The sequence below is a fragment of the Moritella sp. genome (assembly GCF_013215705.1).
Lineage (GTDB): Bacteria > Pseudomonadota > Gammaproteobacteria > Enterobacterales > Moritellaceae > Moritella.
In genome coordinates this window covers 1-25,398 of record NZ_JABSQR010000034.1, presented here as the reverse complement: position 1 = coordinate 25,398, position 25,398 = coordinate 1, and the positions used below count along the sequence as shown (strand labels likewise).

Here is a 25,398-nt window from a genome sequence, read left to right as displayed (position 1 = left end):
CGGGTATAAATGACCAATATTAATGTCTGTAATAAATGTGATCTGATTGTTGAGCACGTTATGTTAGAAAAAAACAAACATGCGCATTGTCCTCGCTGTAATACACTATTATATACCAATACAATTTTTTCTATCAGCACTATACTCGCACTGTCATTAACAGGCCTTTTTCTCGTGATGATTGCGAATATATTTCCAATGTTTACCATCACCATGTTGGGGGTTGAAGAATCAGCCACACTTATTCAAGGGGCATGGGTTTTATTCGAGAAAAAATTTTACTTCGTCGGTCTACTCGTTATCTTTTGTAGTTTTATTGCGCCTTTTCTATTTTTATCCTGTCTGGTACAAGTTTGTTTACTATTACTCACCAAACGTAATACGCCACAGCTAATATTATTACTCAAACTGGTTAAATTTTTTACCGAATGGAGTATGTTAGAAGTTTATCTGGTGAGTTTTTTAATTGCCGTCTTTAAACTCTCTGACATTGCAGACATTGAATTACAACTCGGTTTATTGAGTTTCGTCTCACTTATGTTTATTTCAAGCCTTATTATGTATGGACTCAACCTGGAACTTTTCTGGCAAAAGATGGAAAGAAATGCAAAACGCTAAAGACAATCAAATCGTAAGATGCCAAGAATGTAGCCTACTTATCAGTGTTGAGCAGGATGTAAAACGTCAGCGGTGTCCGCGTTGTTTTACCCGTGTTCACTTTCGAATACCACGTAGTATCCAAAAAACATGGGCCTTGTTAATCACAGCAGCGTTCATGATGATCCCTGCCAATTTTTTACCTATTAGCACCTTGACCAGTACCGGTAAGTCCACGCCGGATACCATCATGTCAGGTACTATCGCATTGGCAAAAAGTGATAACTTAGGCATCGCGATTATTATTTTCATCGCGTCTATTTTAGTGCCCTTATTTAAAATCATTGGTTTAATGCTTATTTTATTATCTGTTCAAAATAAGATATTTATTGCACCAAAACGAAAATTATTATTATTTAATGCAATTCATTGGATTGGCAAATGGTCCATTATGGATTTGTTTGTTATATCGATTATGGTCGCGGTGATCAACCGAGGTAATTTACTCTCAGTCGACCCCGGATATGGAGCAACTTGCTTTGGTTTGGTTGTCGTATTAACAATCTTAGCCACTGAAAGTTTTGACACACGTTTAATTTGGGATTTAAACCATAAAAATGAAAGAAAATAACGAACCACAAATGCCGGATAACTGTCATGCACCTAAACCGGTATTACACAAACCGAATGTGATGTCGCCTATCTGGTTACTGCCAATTGTCGCCGTCTTACTTGGGATTTACCTCATGTACCAAAGCATTGCGCAAGCTGGCATTGAAATACGTGTTCATTTTGACAATGCGAATGGCATTGTTGAAGGTAAAACCCTGATCAAGTACCAAGGTTTGAATATCGGTAAAGTGAAGAAAATCGCATTAGATGATGACCTTAAAGGTGTTTATGTTACCGCCGAAATAGACAGTAAAGCGGAACCCGTTTTACGCCGTGAAACACAGTTTTGGTTAGTTGCACCCAAAGCTTCAATCGCTGGAATTTCAGGTTTGGATGCGCTGGTCACGGGTAATTATATCAATTTATTACCCGGCGATGGTGAATATAGTATTGAATTTGATGCGGTACAAACGGCACCGAATACCTTACCTGACGACCAAGGTTTAATTGTACGCTTAACTGCAGATAAGTTAGCGTCAGTTCGTCCTGGGTCAGAAATTTTTTATAAAAAGATCCCCGTTGGCCAAGTACATAACTTCAAACTAGATAAAGACACCGATAAAATATTAATTGAAGCCGTGATTAAGGAACAATACAGCTACCTGGTAAAAGACACTTCGCGCTTTTGGAATGCAAGTGGTATCCATGCTGAGTTTGGTTTTGATGGGGTGAAAATTCAAACAGAAAGTCTGACCGCGATTATCAGTGGTGCACTGGCGTTTGATTCCCCGGTTGATGGTAAACCAGCAGAAAATAACCGCGCCTATAATTTATATAACAATGTCAGTGATGCTGAGCGAGCGGTTGAAATTGAATTTAATTTGGCGAATACCAATGACATTAAAATTGGTAACAATATCTACTTAAATGGCCAACAGGTCGGTGAAATAACCCAAGTCATCACCCAATTGATTGACGTTGAAACCCAACAAACAACACCAACGGCAAAAGCATTTGCAGATATAGACCCCGAAGTTGTGGCGTTATTGCGTACAGGCACCCAATTCTGGGTGGAAAAAGCCACCCTGTCACTTTCCGAAAGTAAGAATGTAGCGAACCTTGTCACAGGTAACTTTATACTCTTCACCCCCGGAAAAGGCGAACTACAAACCACATTTGATCTGGTATCAAACGTTGACGATCTCATTCCGCATAAACAAATTTCGATTTCAGCTAATGATGCTAATGGTTTAGCGGTAGGCAATAAAATCTATTACAAAAATTACCCGGTAGGTCACATCAGCCGTGTGACGTTTAACATCAAAACCAATTTGATTGATTTAAACGTCCACATCTATCAAGACTATGCACATCTACTTCGCCGTTCGACACGCTTTATTAATATCAGCGGTGTATCAGTCGATGCCAGTATCTCAGGTCTTAATATCAAATCGTCACCCATTGCAGCATTAGTCAGTGGTGGTATCGAACTTGTTAATGATCCGGTGTTCAAATCGAAAAGACGCAACCAACAATATCAACTTTACCCTTCCCTTGCCCTTGCAAAATTAGGTAGCAATGCGTTTAAGGCCAATAAGACCATTACCCTATTGAGTAAGCCTAGCCATGTGATAGCAAATGGTGCGCCAGTTTATTATCGTAAATTAAAAGTGGGTTCGGTAGCTGATTTCCGTTTGGCTGCCGACAATGAGCATATTGTAATCACCTTGAATATCCTCAGCCAGTATGCACACTTAATTAATAAAAACAGCGTGTTTTGGGATGTATCAGGGATTGATATTTCTGGTAGTTTAAGTAACTTAAAAGTGCAAACTGAATCGTTACTGACTATTATCGCTGGTGGCATTAACTTTGATAACATCAAACCGGTTAATAACAACAAAGTCAGCCTTGCTAAATCACACGCAACACATTACAAACTGTTTCGTAGCTTTGCGGCCGCAACCGACAACCGCCCAACAGTGACATTAACCTTCACATCAGGTACTGATATCAATGTGGGCACTGAAATCAAACACAAGGGTATCCGGGTGGGCGAGATTAGCGCGATAAAACTAAAAGTAGAGCAAGGTTTTATCGAAGCAACCGCGAAATTAGACACTGACTATGCACAATACTTCATACAACAAGGCAGCCAGTACTGGTTAGAACGTATTAAAGTAGGGTTAGATGGTATTAAAAATGCGAATACCTTACTATCAGGTGCTTATATCAACGTGACGAAAGGTAACGGCAATACTGTCAAACGCTTTAAAGTCCTCAACAGCGCACCCGAAATTGCGTCTGCTGATGTCGGATTATCTGTCACCGTCATCAGTGAACGATTAATGGGGTTAACTACGGGTACACCAGTCTACTTCCGTCAGATAGAAGTCGGCTCAATAACCCACTCAGAATTGTCAGCGCAAAGTGATAAAGTACTCATCACCTTGAATATTGAACCTAAGTATCAACACTTAGTGCGCAACGATAGTCAATTTTGGGCTGTTTCTGGATTTAATGTTGATATTGGTCTCACAGGTGCGACCTTAAAAGCCGAGTCATTAAAAACAATTTTATCTGGTGGTATTGCGTTTGCGACACCTAAAACAAACCAAAACAGTCAGATTGCAGCGCCCTTTTCAACATTTGATTTAGCCCAAGAAGTTAATCCAGATTGGCTTGAGTGGAATACTAAGATAGAAAAACCAGTGATGTAAACCTGCCATTCCAGCTACTTCAACCATCCCAACCTTGAAGTAGCTGCGGTATATACCCAAGCTATCTCAATATACACAATCAGCATCTTGAAGTAACTTGGGTATATGATAAAATGCCCCCTTAATTATTCAATTGAGCCTGTAAAGTGCATTCCAATATAAAACTGCCTGAAGATTACCTGACGTTAATGGGTAACATTATTCCCGACCATCTCTCTATGGATGACTTTATAACTTGCTGCAAAACACCATTGAAAACCAGTGTACGTGTCAATACACTTAAGATCTCTGTTGAAGCATTTAAGCAACTAGCTAAAACAAAACAATGGTTATTAACTCCAGTGCCATGGTGTGAAGAAGGTTTTTGGTTAGAACAAGAAAATACCGATACCAAACTCGGTAATAGTTGGGAACATATTGCGGGCCTTTTCTATATTCAAGAAGCAAGCTCGATGCTGCCTGTTACAGCACTATTCAAAGAGCAAGTTTCAGGCCCAACCGCACAATATAATACCATCCTCGATTGCGCATCCGCACCGGGTTCAAAAACAAGTCAGATCGCAGCACTCTGTAATAATAACAATTTCATCGTGGCTAACGAATTATCATCAAGCCGTTTAAAAGTGCTTAGTGCGAACATTAAACGCTGTGGTATCAAAAATATAGCGCTTAGTCACTATGATGCAAATGTGTTTGGTACTTGGTTACCAGAAATGTTTGATGCCGTATTGCTTGATGCGCCTTGTTCTGGTGAAGGCGCTATCCGTAAAGACGACAAAGCAATGCTTAATTGGTCTTTAAAAAGTATCAATGACATCGCCGACATTCAGAAAGAGTTAATTGACAGTGCATTTAAAGCGTTAAAACCAGGTGGTACTTTAATTTATTCAACCTGTACATTAAACGAAATTGAAAACCAAGCTGTTTGCCAACACCTACTTGATTTATACCCTGACAATGCAGAAGTTATCCCGCTTAACGATTTATTCCCAACCGCGAATAATTGTTTAACTGCCGAAGGCTTCTTACACGTTTGGCCACAAATTTATGATAGTGAAGGCTTCTTTGTTGCTAAGTTCACCAAAAAAGAAACGCTGGGTTTACGCCCTATTAAAAAGAAAAAGCGTTTAGTGTTTCCATTCAGTCCCGTTAGCCGTGATGAAAATGACGCAATTCGTGATTATTTCCGCGATGCATTTAGCTTTGAATTTGAAAGTGGTGTTTTCTATCATCGCGATAGCGAGATCTGGTTATTCCCGAAAGAATTCCCTGCGTTCATTGGTAAGTTTAAATTCGATCGTATCGGTATTAAGATTGCTGAGAAATTCAAAAAAGGCTTCCGTGCGCAACATGAATGGGCGCGTACCTTTGGTCATCAGTGTGATAGAAATACCGTGTCACTCGGCATTGAACAAGCGAAACAATACATCATGGGACGTGATATTAACTTCTCTGATATCGAGATTGATAATTTAGATCAACTCCAAGGTGAACTTGTCGTCTTGCTTGAAGGCAGTGTGCTTGGTTTAGGTAAACGCGTAAACCAACGTTTAAAAAACAACTACCCGCGTGATCTGGTGCGTGATAACAACTTGTTTAACGAATAAGTTCGTCAGTTATTCTGTCACGTTTGTTACGATGTGGCGCACAATAACTTAATGCTAATTTGATATACGTAAATAATTTACTATATTTAATATTACAGCGATACCAATTTCCCTAAGCTCATTACATGGATTTGTACTGGGCTTTTTTTTATTTATTTTAAAAAATAACTAAGCTTTAAAATACGTTTCTAATTAATCCCGCTAATATGGCTATTCTTTGTTCCTAAGTACAAGGTAAATAAGCTAAAAAATCACATTATACTCCGTAACATAAATAACTATGATAAAATTGCCGATAATATTGATGTATACAAACTTGAGTAAAATATATGAACTTCGACCTTACAAATATCTCTGAACTCCCGACAGGCCCTGATGCAGCGCATATAGCCTTATTCGCGATCACCCTTATCCTGCTATTAATTACCCTCGTTAGAGGTGGTAAAAAAACAATTGAAATAGAAAAAATTGTTGAAAAAGAAGTGGAAGTTGAAAAGATTGTAGAGGTTATCAAACACGTAGAAATTGAGAAAATCGTTGAAGTTGAAAAGATTGTCGAAATCAAAGCACCCTTACAAGAAGCAAGTCCTGCAGCCGCTTGTCAGCTGTTATCACTACTACAAAGTGAAGCACGTTTCGTCGATTTTATCCAAGAAGATTTAACGGCTGCCACTGACGAACAAATCGGTGCCGCTGCACGTATTATTCATACGGGTAGTAAAAAAGTAATCAATGAATACTTTAGTCTCACGCCAATCCGCAGTGAAGAAGAAGAAAGCCAAGTAACCGTAGCAGAGGGCTTTAACCCATCTGAAGTTAAGCTAATTGGTAATGTGTTGGGCTCAGCCCCTTACCAAGGCATTTTAGTACACGCAGGTTGGAAAATAACAAACGTTAACTTGCCTAAACTAGCGCAAGGCCACAACGCTAATATCGTTGCTGCTGCAGAGGTGGAACTATGAGCGACATAACGATGAGTGAAATAGCGCCAAAATACAGTATTGGTATCGATTTAGGTACCACACACTGTGTATTATCGTATATCAATTTAGAGCACGAAGGTGATAAAGCAGTTAAACAGCTATTTGCAATTCCTCAATTATCTACACTTGGCTCGGTAACTGAACAATATCAACTGCCTTCTTTTGTCTATCAAGCGCATGAAGATGAGATCGGTAAAGATCAAACGCCATTACCTTGGAACGCGGACAATACCGCGCTGGTTGGTGATGTAGCACGCAACCTTGGGCTTAAAACACCGATTCGTTTAGTGTCGAGTGCTAAAAGCTGGTTAAGTCACGCAACAGTCAGCCCGCATGATGCCATATTACCCTTCGCAAGCCCTGATGAAGTTGAAAAGATATCACCAGTAACAGCAACATCTCAATACTTAAACCATTTAGCTGAAGCTTGGAATCATGCACACCCTGATTCACCGATTGCAGAGCAAGATGTCACCATTACCATTCCGGCCTCCTTCGATCCCGCCGCGCGTAACTTAACCGCTCAAGCGGCACAAGATTTAAACCTTAAACACTTAAATCTACTTGAAGAACCACAAGCGGCGGTATATAGCTGGTTAGAGGCATGCGGTGATGAATGGCGTGACCAAGTCAATGTTGGTGATACCATTTTAGTTGTCGATATCGGTGGGGGTACAACGGATCTATCATTAATTTCGGTTGAAGAGTCAGAAGGCAATTTAACATTATCACGTATTGCCGTAGGTGAACATATCCTACTTGGCGGTGATAATATGGATCTTGCACTTGCGTATCGTCTGAAAATGAAATTAATGCAAGAAGGTAAACAATTACAACCTTGGCAAATTCAAGCGATAACCCATGCTTGTCGTGATGCAAAAGAGAAGTTGTTATCCGACGCTGACATTGATGTAATGCCAATTGTTATTCCAAGTCGTGGCTCGAAACTGATTGCGGGCACCATGCAAACAGAACTTACACGCGATGAAGTTAAGCAAACTATTCTCGATGGTTTCTTCCCTGCGACAGCAGTGACCGAAATGCCACAACAAACTACCCGTTCGGCATTAACCCAGATTGGTTTACCGTATGCACAAGATGCGGCGATCACCAAACACATTGCCCATTTCTTGAATAAACAGCATGACGCTATCGAGTCAGATGCTGGTGATTTCATTAAGCCAACGGCGGTATTGTTTAATGGCGGTGTGTTTAAATCTGATGCGATTAGTTCTAAGTTAATCGGTATTATTAACGACTGGTTAATTACAGCTGACGTTGAAGAAGAAGCAAAACTATTGACCGGTATTGATCTCGATCTTGCCGTTGCCAATGGCGCTTGTTATCACGGTTATGCAAAACAAGGTAAAGGTGTTCGTATTAAAGGCGGCCTAGCGAGCTCATATTACGTGGGTGTTGAAAGCTCAATGCCAGCAATTCCCGGTTTTGAACCGCCATTAGAAGCTGTTTGTATCGCCCCATTTGGTCTTGAAGAAGGGACGAATGTTGATGTGGCAACGCACCAATTTGGTTTAGTTGTCGGTCAACCGGTTAAGTTTAAGTTTTTCGGTTCAACAGTCCGCCGTGAAGATGTTGTTGGTACCCACCTTGATTTCTGGCAACCAGAAGATCTTGAGCAACTACCCGACATCGAAGTGACGCTTGACTCTGCTAACCGCAATAGCGGTGATGTAGTCCCTGTATCACTGTCAGTGACTGTCACTGAAGTGGGTACACTTAAAGTTGAAGCTATCGCGAACGACAGTGATGAAATTTGGGAAATTGAACTAACTGTTCGCCAATAAACATGATTTAGCATCATTACTACACCGTTTTATATTGATACTATATATTTATACCACGTGTACTTAACTCAGGGCGCTTTGCCCTGAGTTTTATTATATGGAGTTTTTAATGCCCTCACCTGTTTCTAAAACAGCGCAATATGTAATTGGCATCGATCTTGGCACTACCCACAGTGTTCTTTCTTATAAAAATATCGATGATTATCAAGCCAGCGCGTCCGTTTTTCTCGTAGACCAATTGGTTGGACCTGGCGAAGTCGCAAGAAAACCGTTATTGCCTTCATTCCGCTATCACTTTAATGACAACGAAATTTCCCCAACCGATTGTGTTTTACCGTGGAAAAAAATTAACTTTAACGGTGAAATTAGCAATGTAATTGTGGGTCAATGGGCCCGCGATTTAGGCACAAAAACCAAAGGTCGCTTAGTTTCAAGCGCCAAAAGTTGGCTGTCCCATCCAAGTATCGATGCCCAAGCTGCGATTTTGCCTTGGGCTGTTGAAGATAATATTGAAAAAGTATCGCCTGTGATTGCCAGTGCAAGTTACCTTGCCCATTTTCAAGCATCTTGGAATTACCACAATCCAGACCATTTACTTGCCGATCAAAACATCACCATCACAGTGCCAGCGTCATTCAATGATACAGCCCGAGCCTTAACACTGGCAGCCGCAGATCTGGTCGGCTTAACAAGCGTGACGCTATTGGAAGAGCCACAAGCCGTTTGTTACGACTGGTATCACCGTAATAAACAAGCCAAAATTGATTTAATCGAACACGATAAAACGATGCTAGTTTGTGACATCGGTGGTGGTACAACAGATTTAAGTTTAATCGAAATGTCATTAGAACATGGTGAATTGAATTTAAACCGGGTTGCCGTGGGCGATCATTTAATGCTCGGTGGTGATAACATCGACTTGGCGTTAGCTCATATTGTTGAATCAAGAATATCACCAGATCAACGGTTAAAATCTGCTGCATTAGGGCAACTAATACAACAGACACGCCAAGCAAAAGAACTGTTTTTGTCTGAGCAACCACCAAGCACGACATCAATTACCTTACTTGGACGTGGTTCGAAACTGATCGCACAATCGAAGAAGTGCGAACTGACAAAAAATGAAGTCATCGACATGGTGTTTAATGGCTTCTTACCAAATAGTAGCTTTAACGAATTACCAACACACAGAAAAAATGCGGTGGTGGAATTTGGTTTACCTTATACGTCTGATCCTGCGATTTCAAAACACATTGCCGAGTTCATCCATACTTATTACGACGTAGACGCAACTGAAGATTATGATCCCGCAATCGTGCCCGCGGCAATCCTTGTTAACGGTGGTATTTTTAATAGCCAGCAAGTGAAATTGCAAATTGAAAAAGTGTTATCCGGTTGGAAACAACAAAAAGTTCAGATGCTGCACAATGGTAACCCTGATTTATCGGTTGCTTATGGCGCGGTTGAATTTGGTTTTGCTAAAATGGGTAAGCAAAAACAAATTGGCGGTGGTAGCCCTCGTAACTATTTCATTGAAATAACCGACCGTTCGGGTCAACCCCAGTCTATTTGCCTGTTACCTAAGGGCACCGAAGATGAACAAGTTATCAATTTAGATAGCCGTTTATTTTCATTAACGATCGGTGAGCCCATTCGCTTTAATCTTGCTACCACCAGTCATGAAAACAATTTCAAGCCTGGTGATATCATTGAAACAGAACTCAAAGGTAAAACGCCGTTACCGCCTTTTGTTGTCACGATCCCAGAGCACAAAGATCACAAACGTTTTGAATCAGTGTACTTGTCTTGTAAGCTAAGCAGCATTGGTACTTTACAACTTGAATGTGTGAGTGAAACCAACAGTAAACAACGTTGGGCATTAGAATTCTCTGTTCGTCCAAGCCGAACCAAAAAAACATCAGCAAATGACTCTAAAGATATCCAGGATATTCAGCAGCTTCACCCTAACCTGCCCGATGCAATTCAATTAATTGAAGCTGTGTATGGTGCCAGTAGTAAAAAGAGTGACCCTAAGTTAGTTAAATCATTACGCAATGATCTGGATAAACGTCTGGGCAAACGTGATACCTGGGATACCGATTTATTACGTGAACTTGCAGCCCCTTGTTTACAATTTGCTAAAAACCGCCGCCGCACAGAACAACATGAACGTAATTGGTTAAAGCTAACCAGCTTCCTACTTCGTCCGGGCTTTGGCTACCCTGCTGATGATTGGCGTATTGAACAAATTTGGCCAATATTCAAATCCGCTATTCAATATAATAAATCAACCCAGTCATGGAGTGATTGGTGGAATTTATGGCGCCGTATTGCAGGTGGCCTTAACGAACAACAGCAGATCGAAATATACGATACGCTTTCTATCTACTTTGTTGAAGACAGTAATAAACATGCCAAAATCATCAATCAAGCGAAACAACGCAGCTATGATGATATTATTCGACTTGCCGCCTCACTTGAACATATTCCCGTGGCACTAAAAGTTGAGTTTGGTGAATACTTACTGGCTAAATTAAAGAAACCACAAAACCAGCAATTACATTGGTGGGCATTAGGTCGTGTCGCATCTCGTGTTGCGTTTTATGGTAGCCAGCATAATGTCATCCCACGTCATATTGTTGAAACCTGGCTAAATACATTACTTGACGCTAATTGGCAAAAAGAACCGCACATTGCTTTTGCAGCTGTGATGATTGCCAGAAAAACCGGTGATAGAGAAATGGATATTCAAGATAAGGTAAGAGAAGCTGTGCTAGATAAATTAACACAGAGTAAATTATCGGACGCTTGGTTAGCATTAGTACGTGATGTACAGTCGTCAGATAACACGGTAATGAAGCGTATCTTTGGTGACAGTTTACCTACAGGTTTAACCTTACTGTCTTAATATTCAATAAATGCTGAATTTAATAGGTGGTCTTCATTGACCACCTATTGTGTAGTTTTAACATATTCATAGATTACTCATGAATGGTTAAAACAATTTATCATTTACTTGTTATTCTTCAATACCATCTTTAATAAACCACATATTAGTAAAGCCTAATTTAGTAAAATGGTTTTTACGGAATTCTCTTACTGATTTAGTACCTTTCGATACATCTTCAACTTGTTTTTCCATTATCAAATATTGCGTTAAGTCGATGCCTTCTTCTGCAGCTGCCGCTTCATAGATATGGTGGAACTGTCTGTATGAAAATGGAATTTTCTTATCTTGTTTTTTATATGTATAGGTAATTAGGTGGGCCAAAATGCCTCCAAAAAATGATTTAATTCGATACATCGTCACACGAATATCGAGATAGTACTGTAATTTTCGTGGATAATACCACATTCAACTCAGTCGTCAAAAATTGAATGCGGTATATACCCAAGTTACGTCAAGATGCTATATCAAGTCGATATTACTTTTTAGCGTTAAACAGCTTAAAGTAGTTCTCTGTCGTTGATTCTGCTAATTCTGCAAAGGTTACCCCGCGTAAATCAGCAACGAACTCGGCGACAGCACGCACATAAGCAGGTTGGTTTTCTTTACCACGGTAAGGAACAGGCGCTAAGTACGGTGAATCTGTTTCAACTAACAAACGATTAGTCGGGATAGTTTTAACCACGGCTTGCAGATCTTTTGCTGATTTGAACGTCACGATGCCAGAAATAGAGATATAGAAGCCCATTTCTAATACCGCAGCAGCCATTGCATCAGACTCAGTAAAACAATGGATCACGCCACCAATTTTTTCTGCGCCTTCTTCTTTTAAAATACGGATCGTATCATCAACTGCGCCACGCGTATGAATAATAAGCGGTTTATTCAGTTCGATAGCAACTTGGATATGATTACGAAATGATGCTTGCTGAATATCTTTGTTTTCAGGTGAATAGAAATAATCTAAACCTGTCTCACCAATAGCGACAACTTTTTCATGTTGTGCTAATGCCAATAACTCTGACTTTTCGTATTCATCTTCAAGATTAAGTGGATGAACACCACATGAAGCATGAATATTATCAAAATCGGCAATCTGTTCAATCATGGTTTTGAAGCGTGGTAATGTCACTGACACGCTTAATAAATGCGACACACCACGCTCCGCTGCTTTGTTAACAACGTCGGCAAGATCGGTATGAATGGTATCGTAATTTAGGCCATCTAAATGGCAATGAGAATCTACTAACATATTAATTTATGAATCTTTTTAGTTTAATTAAAAATGACAGAACCAATGTTTCAGCGGTTAAATTATTATTTTGCATTAATAGCTGACGTAACCCTGTTAATTCTGATTGTAGTTGAGTAATTTTATCTTGTGATAATTGCGTTGAGAAATGTGTTAACCATTCAAGCTGATCAGTATTGACAATATAATCAATGCTCACCCCACGCTTAACTTTCTGTAAATCAAGTAAGATAAATTGTAACCAAGATAGCTTCTCTAAAGTACGATCAGAGATTATTTCACATAATCGGGTGATCGCCGCTGGCTGTGTTGTTAACAACGTAATATTAGAGAATATCTCTTTACGTAAATCATCATCGCCATTATTTAAGTAACTTAGCGTGTGCAACGGTGCACCATGATTAATACGAATAGCGGTCAGCGTTGGACTTTCTATCGGAAACTGTTGTTGTAACCATGCCATTGACTCCTGCTCAGCCGGGGCCGGAAGATGCAATTTCTGACAACGACTATAAATAGTAGGCAGAACCTGGGACTTATTTTCGGCAAGCAAAATGAGATAGCTACCATCACTCGGCTCTTCTAATGTTTTAAGCAATGCATTAGCAGAGGCTAAATTAAAACTTTCAGCATGCTCGATGATCACCACTTTATTACCACCAAGTTGTGAGTGCTCGTTCAACTTCTGACTGATATGTCTTATTCTGTCAACACCAATCACTTTACCGGGTTCGGTGGAAACCAAATAATAATCAGGATGTACACTTGTCTCGAATAACTGACAAGAATGGCATTGATGGCAAGGTTCCCAACCGATTGGCTCTTTGCATAATAATGTTTGGGCAAGTGTCTGCGCATACGACAGTTTACCCATACCGCTAGCACTGGTAATAAACAGAGCATGATGTAAACGACCTGCTGTCATTTGCGTCTGTTGTTTTTCCCAATGAGGTAGTAACCAAGGATATAGCATCTAATTAATCTACATTTCTATTATGACAATCAACATGATTGGCTAATACGTCACGGATCTGTGCTTGAACATTATCAATATTCTGTCCCGCATCAACACTATAGATAGTGTCATCCGCGGCTGCAAGTTCTTGGTATTTTGCGCCAATACGCTCGAAAAAAGACAGTTGCTCTAATTCAATACGGTCTAATTCACCGCGTACTTTGGCGCGTTCTAAGCCCACTGCGGGATCGATATCTAACAATAACGTCATATCCGGTTTGAAGTCACCAATAGCTACTTGACGTAGTGTATTCAACACACCAATATCAAAACCACGGCCGCCACCTTGGTAAGCAATAGAAGAAAGATCATGACGATCACCAACAACCCATTGACCTTTCGCTAGGGCTGGTTTAATGACATTTTCCACTAATTGTGCACGTGCTGCATACATTAGCATTAACTCGGCTGATTCAGTCAACGGCTCTTCGGTATCAACGTCTTTAACAATAGCACGCATCTTTTCGGCTAATTTTGTTCCGCCTGGTTCACGTGTGGTTATCACATCGGTGATCCCCTGCTCCGCTAACCAATTAATCACAGTGCTTACTGCAGTACTTTTTCCTGCGCCTTCAAGGCCTTCGATTACTAAAAATTTTGCTTGCACAATAACTCTCTTCAATTTATTTTTTTAAAATGTATTTACGAACAGCACGATTGTGTTGTTTTAAATTCTTTGAAAAATAATGACCACCGTCACCACTGGCAACAAAATATAAATAGCTTGTTTTGGCTGGATGCAATGCCGCATCAATCGATGTTTTTCCAACCATTGCAATCGGTGTTGGCGGCAAACCTCTAATCACATAGGTGTTGTAATCTGTTTTTTGACGTAAGTGTTTACGACGGATATTACCTTTATAGTCGTCACCCATGCCATAAATAACAGTGGGGTCAGTCTGTAAACGCATACGTCGGTTCAATCGGTTAATAAACACAGACGATACTGTCGTTCTTTCGCTTTCTAATCCCGTCTCTTTCTCTATGATAGAAGCAAGAATCAGCGCTTCATAAGGTGTTTTGAGCGGTAAATTTTTATCTCGTGTTTCCCATGCAGAATTTAAATATGCTTGGAGTTTTTTATGTGATTTTAAATATAGCGCTGAAACTAACATCCCCTGCGGATAAAAATAGGTTTCAGGCAGCATCAAGCCTTCCAGCTTTGAGTTTTCTATTTGTAATAACTGCGCTAATTCGACTTCAGATAAGTCAGCCGTATCATCAATAATACCCGTTGCTTGAGATAACTGCTTACGCCACTCTTTAAATGTTGAGCCTTCGATGAAGGTGATTTTATGCTGAAATTCATCTCCAGATACCAGGTGCTCGAATAACGTTTGGAAATTCCAGCCTGCTGTTACTTGATACGAACCAAGTTTAATATTGGTAATACTGGGATTTTGTTTAAAAAAGACACGTAGAAAGACTTTAGATTCAAAGTTACTCTCCGCAATCATTTGATTAGCTATTGATTGCGCGGTATCACCCGAAGAAACAGTAAGGATATGATCTGTTTGTACGCGTTCAGCTGATACAAATGATTGGAAGCGTGAATAGAAAAGTACACCAGCAATCAATAGAACGGTAAACAGTAAGGAAATAGCAGTAATTATCTTTTTCATAGCTCGATGCATAAATTAAATTCAGCACACATTTTACACCAATGAAAAATTGTTTGATACATGCAAGGTGTGTTTAATCACCTTGCATGTGAATAACAAATAACGAAAACACTTATTTATTATGTTTGTTATACCAAAATGAGTAATTAAGCATCTCACGTTAGGTCTTTGATATATTAGTCCGCTTTTTTAAATAGCAGAGAACCATTGGTGCCACCAAAACCAAATGAGTTGGATAACGCGTATTCCATACTCACAGCACGAGCGCCATCAGTGACAAAGTCCAGATCACAACCTTCACTCGGATTTTCCAAGTTGATCGTAGGCGGTAAGATCTGATCTCTTAAAGCTAAGATTGTAAAAATCGCCTCGATTGCACCAGCGGCACCTAAAAGATGGCCTGTCATTGATTTTGTTGAGCTAACAGCAAGTTTATAAGCGTGCTCGCCAAATACAGATTTAACGGCGGCGGTTTCAGCTTTATCGCCAGCAGGTGTTGACGTACCATGCGCATTCACATAACCCACATCACTGGCTTTAATACCCGCATCAGCAATTGCATTACTCATTGCAAGAGCAGCACCGGCTCCGTCTTCAGGAGGTGATGTCATATGGAAAGCATCACCACTCATACCAAAACCAACTAATTCAGCATAGATCGTTGCACCACGTGCTACTGCATGCTCATATTCTTCTAGTACTAAAATTCCTGCACCGTCGCCAAGCACAAAACCATCTCGGTCTTTATCCCAAGGTCGACTGGCTTTTTGTGGGTCATCATTACGTGTTGATAATGCTTTTGCTGAGCCAAAGCCCGCCATGCCCATTTCTGTTGATGCCTTTTCAGCACCACCGGCAACCATTACATCGGCATCACCATATGCAATCATACGCGCAGATTGACCAATACAGTGTGTCCCTGAAGTACAAGCAGTTGCAATGGCAATGTTTGGACCTTTCAGGTTGTTGCGGATAGACACATGACCAGCAACCATATTAACAATCGTTGAAGGTACAAAGAATGGGCTCACTTTACGTGCACCACCTTTAACAAAATTATGCACATTTTTCTCGATCAGGCCTAGTCCACCGATACCAGAACCAATTGCAGTACCAACTCGGGTTGCATTTTGTTCAGTGATCACTAACCCTGAATCTTTAATTGCTTGCTCTGCCGCTACGATCCCGTATTGGATAAATAAATCCATTTTACGGCAGTCTTTACGGTTGAGTCCAACCGCTTCAGCATCAAAATCATTAACTAAGCCAGCAAATTTTGTTGAAAAATTAGTGGTATCAAAGTGCTCAATATTTTCAATGCCGCTGGTACCAGATTTAATTGCTTCCCATGCAGTCGTAACAGAGTTACCAACCGGTGAAACAATACCTAATCCTGTAATTACAACTCTTCTATTAGCCACACTCGTTCTCCAAATAGACAAAAAAAAAGCGGTCTTGCGACCGCTTTTAATATTTATAAAAATAATTATAACGTCACCATTATAATTACTTTAATTTGATTATTTCTCAGTGAGAAACTAATCAGCTGAATTATTCAGCGCTAGAAACAACGAAGTCGATTGCAGCTTGAACAGTCGTGATTTTCTCTGCTTCATCATCCGGGATATCAGTATCGAATTCTTCTTCTAGAGCCATAACAAGTTCAACTGTATCTAGAGAATCAGCACCTAGATCATCAACGAAAGAAGCTTCGTTTTTAACTTCTTCTTCTTTAACACCTAGTTGTTCGATAATGATTTTTTTTACGCGTTCTTCGAAGTTACTCATGTTTACTTTCCTTTGAAAAATATTTAATGCTTTGATTAGTAGTTTATTGATTACTCATAAACTTGCAACCCCTAACTCGGTGGTCAAACCACGATTGGTGAAAAAGATCGCAAATTTACAAACAAAATCAAATATAAACGGCTAAGCCATATACATGCCGCCATTTACGTGGATAGTTTCACCCGTAATATAGCTTGCACCATCAGATGCTAAAAATCCAACGGTTTCAGCTATCTCAGCAGTACTACCAAGACGATTGGTTGGTACTTGAGCTAATATTGTTTGTTTTTGTTCTTCCGTTAATTCACTCGTCATATCAGTTTCGATAAAACCAGGTGCGACGGCATTCACAGTGATACCACGAGACGCGATTTCAATTGCAAGTGATTTAGTAAAACCTAATAAGCCTGACTTAGCCGCAGCATAGTTAGCTTGACCACCATTACCAGTAGAGCCAACAACCGAACCAATATTAATGATACGACCAAAACGTTGCTTCATCATACCGCGTAAGCAAGGCTTACATAGACGGTATAAAGAGGTCAAGTTAGTATCAATAACATTACACCATTCATCTTCTTTCATACGCAAGAAGATATTATCTGCTGTAATTCCGGCATTATTCACCAAAATATCAATGTGACCAACACGGGTTTTTATTTCAGCATATAATGCATCGACAGAATCTTGATTTGTCACATTAAGTTCTAAACCAAATCCTGCTTCACCTAAATAAGCGCCAATACGCTCAGCACCTTGTGCAGAAGTTGCGGTACCAATCACTTTGGCACCTAACTTTGCAAAATGTTCCGCGATTGCGCGACCAATACCACGGCTTGCGCCTGTAACGAGTACTGTTTTACTTGAAAAACTCATTTATTTATTCCTACTGTTATGCAAAATCAGCAATTGTTGCTTGATTATTGACTGCACTACCTTTAATCGTTTTATCAATACGCTTAACAAGACCTGTAAGTACTTTACCAGGTCCGAATTCATATAACGCTGTAATGTCTTCTTTCGCCATAGCTTCTATCACTTCAGTCCAGCGTACTGGCATATAAAGTTGACGTATAAGCGCATCTTTAATGCTATCCGCATCCGTTGGTGACGCTACATCAACATTATTAATCAACTTAATGACAGGTGTATTAAAAGTAACTTGTTGTAATGCGATTTTTAATTCATCAGCAGCCGGTTTCATTAATGAACAATGAGACGGTACGCTTACTGGTAAAGGCATAACACGTCTTGCACCCGCTTCAATACATAATGCAGACGCACGCGCAACTGCGGCTTTATTACCGGCAATAACCACCTGACCAGGTGAATTAAAGTTTACCGCTGATACCACTTCTTCTTCAGCCGCTTTTGCACAAGCTGCAACTGTCGCATCGTTATCTAAACCAATAACAGCGGCCATTGCACCAATACCTTGTGGTACGGCTTGTTGCATTAATTGTCCACGTAATTCCACAAGTGCAATTGCGTCTTCGAATTTAATCACACCAGCACATACTAATGCTGAGTATTCACCTAAACTGTGACCAGCAAGTAATGATGGTTTAAACGTTTCTTTCGCGGCGGCAATTCGCCACAATGCAACAGAGGTAGCCAATAATGCGGGTTGTGTGATATGGGTTTGGCTTAAATCTTCAACTGTTCCATTTTGCACTAAATCCCATAGGTCATAGCCAAGAATTTCACTTGCTTGTGAAAACGTCTGCTCTACAATTGGATGATCTAAAGCAAGATCAGCAAGCATGCCGATTGCTTGTGAGCCTTGACCTGGGAATACGACTGCATACTTTGACATAAATTACCTATAAAAAATCAATAAAAATTCATATATCAATTTGAAAATGAACTTATCTAACTAAAAAGTAATATGAGGATATCTGTTGAATTTTTCAAGTGAAGAGACGAATAAAATGATAAAAGTTGGATCTTAATCAATCACATCAAGACTTGCGGATATTTTGCTTACTAATCCACTTTCCACTTCTTTTACAGCCTGTTCAATTGCAAACTCAAAGGCAACCTGTTCAGCATTACCATGACTCTTAATTACAATACCCGGCAATCCTAACAAAGTTGCTCCGTTATACTGGTCGGGTTTCAAACGTCTCAGACTGTTCATTATCAGTGGTTTGACCAATAATGATAACAATTTAGTAAATATGTTCTTATTTGATACAGATGTTAATTGAGAAATAACCAAGTCAACAACACCCTCACTTGTTTTAAGCGCTACATTGCCGGTAAAACCATCACAAACAATGACATCTGCTTTACCAGAAAAAATATCATTACCTTCAATAAAACCAATATAGTTTAAATTATGATGTTTAGAAAGTAATTGAGCGGCATGTTTGACGAGATCATTACCTTTAATGTCTTCTTGTCCGACATTAAGTAAAGCGACTTTTGGATTGGGTATATTACCGACATGCTCAGCAAGTGCAGAACCCATTAAGGCAAATTGCAATAATGCATCGGCATCGCAACTGACATTAACACCGAGATCAAGCATATATACCGGCTGTCTTGTAACAGAAGGTAGTGTAGAGACTAAAGCGGGTCTATCAACAAAAGGCAGGACTTTAAGCAAATGCCGAGACAGCACCATCAGTGCACCGGTATTCCCTGCACTGACACAAGCTTGTGCTTTGCCCTCACGGACAAGGTTCAATGCCATACGCATAGAGGATTGCTTAAAGTTACGCAGTGATAGCGCAGGGGCAAGATCCATGGGTATATCATCGAGACTTGGAATTATCGTATAACGAGATTTAATAGATGTAGAGGTATTCTGCAATAATGGCGTTATTTCAGTTTCGTTACCGACAAGGTAAATAGAGATATTTTTATACTTTTTCAGTATATTGATTGCGGCGGGGATAGTGACATGGGGGCCGAAATCGCCCCCCATGGCATCTAACGCAATTGTTAGATTAGGCAAAGTAATATAACTTATTTGTTAATTACTTTAACGCCTTTGTAGTAACCATCAGCTGTTACATTGTGACGTAGGTGAGTTTCACCTGAAGTCACGTCAACAGTTGTAGCTGCTGCAGTTAGAGCGTCATGTGAACGACGTTGACCGCGGCGAGAGCGAGTTACTTTACTTTTTTGTACAGCCATTGGCCTATACTCCTGATTACTTGCGCTTTAATTTAGATAAAGCTGCAAATGGGTTGGGCTGCTCATCAGCAGGCTCGATTTCTCCGAAACTCATATCATTTGGATTCACTGAACAATCTTCCTCTTGGTGCAAAGCAACAAGCGGTAAACTGATAATCACTTCATCTTCAATCAATGAAATCGGATTGATTTCGCCATTTGCGTCCAATTCAATGGGCTCATAAGCATCTGGCAGATCGTCGACCTGTGAATCATTTTTCACAGGACTATATCTAAATTCGGTTTCACAAGCTTGCGTAAATATCCCGCCACAGCGCTGACATTCAAGATTAACGGTTAGTGATACGCTACCCTGTATCACTATAAGACCTTGATTGTCTTTACTGAACGATATTGATACATCAGCATCACTTGGTTCACCTGCCGTTGCATCCGTAATACGTTTCAACAGACTGCCTTCAACACAAGTGTTGAAATCCAATCTTAGTTGAGCAGTACGATAAGGATCAACAGTTACTGGTAGTTTTACCTTTTTCATAGGTTGCGGATAATATAGATTCATCATGTTAGAGTCAAAAGGAAAATGAAAAAAAATCACATTTCCCTACAAAAATAGGTCACTTGTCGTTAAAATCACCAAATAATTAAATAATTGATGATAGATAAACCATGAAACCTAAACTGATCCTTGCTTCCACATCGCCATTTCGTAAACAGATATTAGAAAAACTAAACTGCCCTTTCGATACCTTCAACCCAGAAGTTGATGAAACCGTCAAACCAAACGAAACGGCTGAAATGCTAGTATCACGCCTAGCACTAGAAAAGGCTCAATCTGCCAGTCGGGAGTATAGTAACTCAATATCCATTGGATCGGATCAGGTTTGTGTCATTAATAACAAAATAATAGGTAAACCAGGTGACTTTGAAACAGCTTTTGCACAATTATCTGCCGTTTCTGCACAAAATATAACTTTTTACACAGGGCTTTCTGTTGTGAATCAATGCACAGGTCGCACAGATACGATCGTAGAACAGTTTATTGTGCATTTCAGAAGCTTAACTGAGAGCCAAATTCGTTACTACCTTGAAACTGAACAGCCTTATAATTGCGCAGGTAGTTTTATGTGTGAAGGACTTGGCATTGCATTATTTTCGAAATTAGAAGGAAAAGACCCAAATACCTTGATTGGATTACCCCTGATTAGTTTAGTGGAAATTCTACAAGAACAAGGATATAACGTTTTAGAAGCTTAAATGAAAACAGCTTGAACAAATAGAGAACATAAAAAAGCCAGCATCAAAGATACTGGCTTTAAAATCAAATATGACTAAGTGAATGTCACTTAATTACTTATATGATTAACACTTTTTCAATTTTTCTAACGCTCTAACTAACGCCATATCTAATGGCGCTTCAACTTCCTGGGTTTCTTGAGTGCCAGGGTTAAAGAACTGTAAGCGTGCTGCGTGTAAGAACAAGCGCTTTAAGCCTAAACCGTTCATGTACTTCGTAAACCCTGTATCGCCATATTTATCATCACAGGCAATCGGATGACCGGCATGTAATGCGTGAACACGGATCTGATGCGTACGACCTGTAATAGGACTTGCTTGCACTAGCGTGCCATGTTCATAACGCTGTATGATGCTGAAACGCGTTTGAGATTCCTTACCTTCGCTGTCAACACGTACAAGTCGTTCACCTGAGCTTACTGTGTTCTTTAATAGTGGTGCATTTACAATTCGAGAACTGCGTGGCCATGCACCAGCAACAAGTGCTTGGTAATCTTTTCTCATTGTTTTTAAACGCAGTTGCTCATGTAACGCTTTAAGCGTGCTGCGTTTCTTAGCAACCAGTAAACAACCTGACGTATCGCGATCTAAACGGTGAACTAATTCTAAGAATCTACTATCAGGACGGATCGCACGCAATCCTTCAATTAAGCCAAAACTTAATCCACTACCACCGTGAACAGCCATTCCAGATGGTTTGTTGATGACAATTAAGTAGTCATCCTCATAAATGATTTGCGATTCAAGCGCACGAACAGAATCAAGGTTCGCTGATGGCGAAATAGCTTCAGTTTCAGAAACGCGTACTGGCGGTATGCGTACAATATCTTCTGGCTGTAATTTATACTCAGGTTTAATTCTACCTTTGTTAACTCTCACCTCACCTTTACGTATGATGCGGTAAATCATACTTTTTGGCACACCTTTTAACTTGGTGCGTAAAAAGTTATCAATTCGCTGTCCTTGATAGTCTTCAGTAATGGTTACAAATGCTACTTTAGGTGAAATTTTATCGGTCATAATTATTTTATTGTCTAACTCAAAATGCGTATAAGTATCAATTTGAAAAGTATTTCTAAATTGAATGGAAAGTTAACTTGCTATATTAATGCAGGCAATGGGATAATACCCTCTGTACTGCTAAAAAAATACAGCCAAGAATGATAATGGCTTTAGTATATCTGCTATTGGTATAAATAATCATTTATTTATACCAATAATTTCAGAATAACCAGGATGCCGTTATTCTTGCTGCGGATTTTTAGCGTACATTTTGTATATAAGGTGTACGTTGATAGGGAGTTTCATTTATCCAGCTGGATACCACCTCCCGCAATTCAACTTCTATGTATGACACCTTTTCGAATGCAATTATACACGTTAGTTATTGATGGAATCTAATAAGTGCAGAAATAATCGTAAGACACTTGATCACATTTAGAGCATCTAACAGCGCCTTAATTTAAACAGCCGAGAGGTTGATTATCTACAGACACAAGGCCAGATGTACATCTAACTAATTTATCCAAGCATGAAAATTAATTTATAAGAACATAATAAAATGAAAAGAATGTTAATTAATGCAACTCAAAAAGAAGAGTTGCGCGTTGCGCTAGTAGATGGCCAACGCCTTTATGATCTAGATATTGAAAGCCCAGGCCATGAACAAAAAAAAGCAAATATCTATAAAGGTAAAATTACCCGCGTAGAACCAAGCTTAGAAGCTGCTTTTGTTGATTATGGTGCTGACCGCCACGGTTTCCTCCCTCTTAAAGAAATCTCTCGAGCTTACTTCAAATCAGGTACTGGTAAGCAACGCGGACGTCCAAGTATTAAGGATGTAGTTGCTGAAGGCACTGAAGTTATCGTTCAGATTGAAAAAGAAGAACGTGGTAATAAAGGTGCAGCATTAACAACTTTCATTAGTTTAGCCGGTAGTTATCTTGTTCTAATGCCAAACAACCCTCGTGCAGGCGGTATTTCACGTCGTATCGAAGGTGATGAGCGTACTGAACTGAAATCTGCTCTTGCTACATTAGAATTACCAGAAGGCATGGGACTCATTGTTCGTACTGCTGGTGTTGGTAAATCTGCAGAAGAGCTCGATTGGGACCTTAAGGTACTGTTAAATCACTGGAAAGCCATTCAAGACAGCGCAAAAGATCGACAAGGTACTTTCTTAATCCATCAAGAAAGTAACGTGATAGCCCGTGCTATCCGCGATTATCTTCGTCGTGATATTGGTGAGATCCTTATCGATCATCCAAAAGCGTTTGAAGAAGCTAAAAACCGCATCAAATTAATACGTCCAGACTTTATCGACCGTATTAAGTTGTATCAAGGTGATGTACCTTTATTCAATCATTACCAAATTGAAACTCAAATCGAATCCGCATTCCAACGCGAAGTTCGTCTTCCATCAGGCGGTTCAATTGTTATTGACCCAACTGAGGCCCTCACTTCAATTGATATTAACTCTGCACGTGCAACACGCGGTAGTGATATTGAAGAGACTGCGTTAACTACTAACTTAGAAGCTGCAGATGAGGTTGCTCGTCAACTACGTCTACGTGATCTAGGTGGTCTTGTTGTTATCGATTTTATCGATATGGGGCCGGTTAAAAATCAACGCGAAGTTGAAAATTGCTTAAGAGATGCAGTACGACAAGATCGCGCTCGAATTCAACTAGGCCGCATTTCACGATTTGGTTTAATGGAAATGTCTCGTCAACGTATCCGCCCTTCTCTTGGCGAATCTAGTACGCATGTCTGCCCTCGTTGTGATGGCCAAGGTACGATCCGTGATAATGAATCTTTAGCACTGTCTATTCTTCGATTAATCGAAGAAGAATCGCTAAAAGAAAATACCAATCACATCGTAGCGCAAGTTCCTGTTCCTGTTGCTGCTTATCTGTTAAATGAAAAACGTAACTCAATCCTACGTTTAGAGAAACGCTATAAAGTTAAAAGCTTCATCATTCCAAATGAGAACTTACAAACACCTAATTTCGAAGTTTCTCGTGTTAAAGCTGATGATGATAGCTCAGAATTATCGAGTACTGATTTAGCACAACCTCGTGAATTCACCCGTTACGAACCAAAAGTAAATAACGAAACAGTTCAGCCGCTTGTGCAACAAATGAATACACCTGATGCGGCATCAGTTAAACCAAGTCAAACGGTTAAAAACGCAACATCCGATACAAAACCTAAAGCACCTGCTCAAGCGAAACCAGCGAAACCAGTTGCTCATAAAGAATCAGTATTTAGTCGTCTTGGTAAAGCAATTACAGGTTTCTTTGCAAGCGATGAAAAAGTTGTGGTTAAAGAAACAGTTAAACAAGCACCTAAAAAACCGGTAGCGGATAAAACCCCGAGTAACCGTGATAGTGATGAGCAGCGTAAACCACGCAATCGTCGTAATCGCAAGCCTCGCAACCCTGAAAATGTTGAGAACAAACAACAAGACGCCAATAAAAAAGCAGACGTTGAAGTAAAACAACATAATAAGTTCGAAGCCAAACAAAAAACACCGACTCAAGGCAAACCAGCTGGACAGTCGAAAGACGTAAAAGAAACAAAAGAAACAAAAGAAGAAGGTAGCGCTCAAAATCAAGCTGTTTTAACTGAACGCCGTCAACGCCGCACTCTGCGTAAAAAAGTACGAGTGACCAGCAACGAGCAGAAAGTAACAACTGAGTCAGAGCAAAATTCTGAAACATCAGTTATTTCTGATAAGCCTCAGCGTGATCAAAACGCTCAACCAGCTAAGCGTACTCGTCGTAGCCCTCGAAATGCTAAGACTAGTGATGTTCAAAAAACTGAACATGCTCAAGTACAAACAGAACAAGTAGCTAAACCAGTGACTGCTGAAGTAGCTAAACCTGTTACTGCTGAAGTGACTAAACCTGTTACTGCTGAAGTGACTAAACCTGTTACTGCTGAAGTGACTAAACCTGTTACTGCTGAAGTGACTAAGCCAGTTACTGCTGAAGTAACTAAGCCAGTTA

The 25,398-nt window shown here is 39.9% G+C and carries 22 protein-coding genes; 9 read left to right on the top strand and 13 right to left on the bottom strand.

Features of this window, described 5'->3' with window-relative positions:
• The first annotated feature begins 9 nt into the window (after positions 1 to 9).
• From HRT96_RS18960 to HRT96_RS18930, 7 genes are all read left to right on the top strand, one after another.
• Positions 10 to 618, top strand: a complete 609-nt coding sequence (locus HRT96_RS18960; RefSeq protein ID WP_293159787.1) for a paraquat-inducible protein A — start codon at positions 10 to 12, stop codon at positions 616 to 618.
• Positions 605 to 1,228, top strand: a complete 624-nt coding sequence (locus tag HRT96_RS18955; protein WP_293159785.1) for a paraquat-inducible protein A — start codon at positions 605 to 607, stop codon at positions 1,226 to 1,228. The genes HRT96_RS18960 and HRT96_RS18955 overlap by 14 nt, the downstream gene beginning before the upstream one ends.
• Positions 1,215 to 3,929, top strand: a complete 2,715-nt coding sequence (locus HRT96_RS18950) for an MlaD family protein (protein ID WP_293159783.1) — start codon at positions 1,215 to 1,217, stop codon at positions 3,927 to 3,929. Before HRT96_RS18955 ends, HRT96_RS18950 begins: the two co-directional genes overlap by 14 nt.
• 146 nt (positions 3,930 to 4,075) lie before the next feature.
• Complete coding sequence (rsmF, locus tag HRT96_RS18945; RefSeq protein ID WP_293159781.1) at positions 4,076 to 5,536, top strand: 16S rRNA (cytosine(1407)-C(5))-methyltransferase RsmF; 1,461 nt, start codon at positions 4,076 to 4,078, stop codon at positions 5,534 to 5,536.
• A 329-nt stretch (positions 5,537 to 5,865) separates the two neighbouring features.
• Entirely contained in the window at positions 5,866 to 6,498 is a 633-nt protein-coding gene (locus HRT96_RS18940; protein ID WP_293159779.1) for a DUF2760 domain-containing protein, read from the top strand.
• Positions 6,495 to 8,324: an Hsp70 family protein gene (locus tag HRT96_RS18935; RefSeq protein ID WP_293159778.1), complete on the top strand. Its 1,830-nt coding sequence runs from the start codon at positions 6,495 to 6,497 to the stop codon at positions 8,322 to 8,324. The genes HRT96_RS18940 and HRT96_RS18935 overlap by 4 nt, the downstream gene beginning before the upstream one ends.
• A gap of 109 nt (positions 8,325 to 8,433) precedes the next feature.
• On the top strand, positions 8,434 to 11,232 hold the full coding sequence (locus HRT96_RS18930) for an Hsp70 family protein (RefSeq protein ID WP_293159776.1): 2,799 nt from the start codon (positions 8,434 to 8,436) through the stop codon (positions 11,230 to 11,232).
• A 111-nt stretch (positions 11,233 to 11,343) separates the two neighbouring features.
• On the opposite strand, the gene HRT96_RS18925 is transcribed toward HRT96_RS18930, so the two are convergent.
• The 12 genes from HRT96_RS18925 to yceD form a co-directional block, all read right to left on the bottom strand.
• A complete protein-coding gene (locus HRT96_RS18925; RefSeq protein ID WP_043994895.1) occupies positions 11,344 to 11,595 on the bottom strand; it encodes a DUF2960 domain-containing protein in 252 nt (83 codons plus the stop codon).
• 154 nt (positions 11,596 to 11,749) lie between these two features.
• Positions 11,750 to 12,523 (bottom strand): YchF/TatD family DNA exonuclease, encoded by a 774-nt coding sequence (locus HRT96_RS18920; protein WP_293159774.1) that lies wholly within the window; start codon positions 12,521 to 12,523, stop codon positions 11,750 to 11,752.
• A 1-nt stretch (position 12,524) separates the two neighbouring features.
• Positions 12,525 to 13,496 carry a DNA polymerase III subunit delta' gene (gene holB, locus HRT96_RS18915; RefSeq protein ID WP_293159772.1) on the bottom strand — a complete coding sequence of 324 codons (972 nt, stop codon included), beginning with the start codon at positions 13,494 to 13,496 and terminating at the stop codon, positions 12,525 to 12,527.
• Positions 13,497 to 13,500: 4 nt separating this feature from the next.
• On the bottom strand, positions 13,501 to 14,145 hold the full coding sequence (gene tmk / locus HRT96_RS18910) for a dTMP kinase (protein ID WP_293159770.1): 645 nt from the start codon (positions 14,143 to 14,145) through the stop codon (positions 13,501 to 13,503).
• 16 nt (positions 14,146 to 14,161) lie between these two features.
• A complete protein-coding gene (mltG, locus tag HRT96_RS18905; RefSeq protein ID WP_293159768.1) occupies positions 14,162 to 15,160 on the bottom strand; it encodes an endolytic transglycosylase MltG in 999 nt (332 codons plus the stop codon).
• A gap of 176 nt (positions 15,161 to 15,336) precedes the next feature.
• Positions 15,337 to 16,581 (bottom strand): beta-ketoacyl-ACP synthase II, encoded by a 1,245-nt coding sequence (gene fabF, locus HRT96_RS18900; RefSeq protein WP_293159766.1) that lies wholly within the window; start codon positions 16,579 to 16,581, stop codon positions 15,337 to 15,339.
• 130 nt (positions 16,582 to 16,711) lie between these two features.
• Complete coding sequence (acpP, locus tag HRT96_RS18895) at positions 16,712 to 16,948, bottom strand: acyl carrier protein (protein WP_067049274.1); 237 nt, start codon at positions 16,946 to 16,948, stop codon at positions 16,712 to 16,714.
• Between the two features lie 141 nt (positions 16,949 to 17,089).
• Positions 17,090 to 17,824: a 3-oxoacyl-ACP reductase FabG gene (gene fabG / locus HRT96_RS18890; protein WP_293159764.1), complete on the bottom strand. Its 735-nt coding sequence runs from the start codon at positions 17,822 to 17,824 to the stop codon at positions 17,090 to 17,092.
• 16 nt (positions 17,825 to 17,840) lie between these two features.
• Positions 17,841 to 18,764, bottom strand: coding sequence for an ACP S-malonyltransferase (fabD, locus tag HRT96_RS18885; protein ID WP_293159762.1), 924 nt, complete (start codon positions 18,762 to 18,764; stop codon positions 17,841 to 17,843).
• A 132-nt stretch (positions 18,765 to 18,896) separates the two neighbouring features.
• Positions 18,897 to 19,910, bottom strand: coding sequence for a phosphate acyltransferase PlsX (gene plsX, locus HRT96_RS18880; protein WP_293159760.1), 1,014 nt, complete (start codon positions 19,908 to 19,910; stop codon positions 18,897 to 18,899).
• An 11-nt stretch (positions 19,911 to 19,921) separates the two neighbouring features.
• Positions 19,922 to 20,092: a 50S ribosomal protein L32 gene (gene rpmF, locus HRT96_RS18875; RefSeq protein WP_006033904.1), complete on the bottom strand. Its 171-nt coding sequence runs from the start codon at positions 20,090 to 20,092 to the stop codon at positions 19,922 to 19,924.
• 16 nt (positions 20,093 to 20,108) lie between these two features.
• Positions 20,109 to 20,657, bottom strand: coding sequence for a 23S rRNA accumulation protein YceD (yceD, locus tag HRT96_RS18870; protein ID WP_293159758.1), 549 nt, complete (start codon positions 20,655 to 20,657; stop codon positions 20,109 to 20,111).
• 104 nt (positions 20,658 to 20,761) lie between these two features.
• On the opposite strand from yceD, the gene HRT96_RS18865 reads away from it, so the two are divergent.
• The gene (locus HRT96_RS18865) at positions 20,762 to 21,349 is read left to right on the top strand and encodes a nucleoside triphosphate pyrophosphatase (protein ID WP_293159756.1); all 588 of its coding nucleotides are present in this window, start codon (positions 20,762 to 20,764) and stop codon (positions 21,347 to 21,349) included.
• 105 nt (positions 21,350 to 21,454) lie between these two features.
• On the opposite strand, the gene rluC is transcribed toward HRT96_RS18865, so the two are convergent.
• The gene (gene rluC / locus HRT96_RS18860) at positions 21,455 to 22,408 is read right to left on the bottom strand and encodes a 23S rRNA pseudouridine(955/2504/2580) synthase RluC (RefSeq protein ID WP_293159754.1); all 954 of its coding nucleotides are present in this window, start codon (positions 22,406 to 22,408) and stop codon (positions 21,455 to 21,457) included.
• 541 nt (positions 22,409 to 22,949) lie between these two features.
• On the opposite strand from rluC, the gene rne reads away from it, so the two are divergent.
• On the top strand, positions 22,950 to 25,398 hold a 2,449-nt coding region (gene rne / locus HRT96_RS18855; protein ID WP_293159752.1), incomplete at its 3' end, for a ribonuclease E.

Excerpts from the sequence above, each read along its gene's own strand:
- HRT96_RS18955 (WP_293159785.1), top strand. The coding sequence starts at position 605 with ATGCAAAACGCTAAAGACAATCAAATCGTAAGATGCCAAGAATGTAGC.
- fabG (WP_293159764.1), bottom strand. The coding sequence starts at position 17,824 with ATGAGTTTTTCAAGTAAAACAGTACTCGTTACAGGCGCAAGCCGTGGT.
- HRT96_RS18940 (WP_293159779.1), top strand. The coding sequence starts at position 5,866 with ATGAACTTCGACCTTACAAATATCTCTGAACTCCCGACAGGCCCTGAT.
- HRT96_RS18930 (WP_293159776.1), top strand. The coding sequence starts at position 8,434 with ATGCCCTCACCTGTTTCTAAAACAGCGCAATATGTAATTGGCATCGAT.
- acpP (WP_067049274.1), bottom strand. The coding sequence starts at position 16,948 with ATGAGTAACTTCGAAGAACGCGTAAAAAAAATCATTATCGAACAACTA.
- HRT96_RS18960 (WP_293159787.1), top strand. The coding sequence starts at position 10 with ATGACCAATATTAATGTCTGTAATAAATGTGATCTGATTGTTGAGCAC.
- holB (WP_293159772.1), bottom strand. The coding sequence starts at position 13,496 with ATGCTATATCCTTGGTTACTACCTCATTGGGAAAAACAACAGACGCAA.
- HRT96_RS18865 (WP_293159756.1), top strand. The coding sequence starts at position 20,762 with ATGAAACCTAAACTGATCCTTGCTTCCACATCGCCATTTCGTAAACAG.
- rpmF (WP_006033904.1), bottom strand. The coding sequence starts at position 20,092 with ATGGCTGTACAAAAAAGTAAAGTAACTCGCTCTCGCCGCGGTCAACGT.
- HRT96_RS18920 (WP_293159774.1), bottom strand. The coding sequence starts at position 12,523 with ATGTTAGTAGATTCTCATTGCCATTTAGATGGCCTAAATTACGATACC.
- yceD (WP_293159758.1), bottom strand. The coding sequence starts at position 20,657 with ATGATGAATCTATATTATCCGCAACCTATGAAAAAGGTAAAACTACCA.
- HRT96_RS18935 (WP_293159778.1), top strand. The coding sequence starts at position 6,495 with ATGAGCGACATAACGATGAGTGAAATAGCGCCAAAATACAGTATTGGT.
- HRT96_RS18950 (WP_293159783.1), top strand. The coding sequence starts at position 1,215 with ATGAAAGAAAATAACGAACCACAAATGCCGGATAACTGTCATGCACCT.
- mltG (WP_293159768.1), bottom strand. The coding sequence starts at position 15,160 with ATGAAAAAGATAATTACTGCTATTTCCTTACTGTTTACCGTTCTATTG.
- fabD (WP_293159762.1), bottom strand. The coding sequence starts at position 18,764 with ATGTCAAAGTATGCAGTCGTATTCCCAGGTCAAGGCTCACAAGCAATC.
- rluC (WP_293159754.1), bottom strand. The coding sequence starts at position 22,408 with ATGACCGATAAAATTTCACCTAAAGTAGCATTTGTAACCATTACTGAA.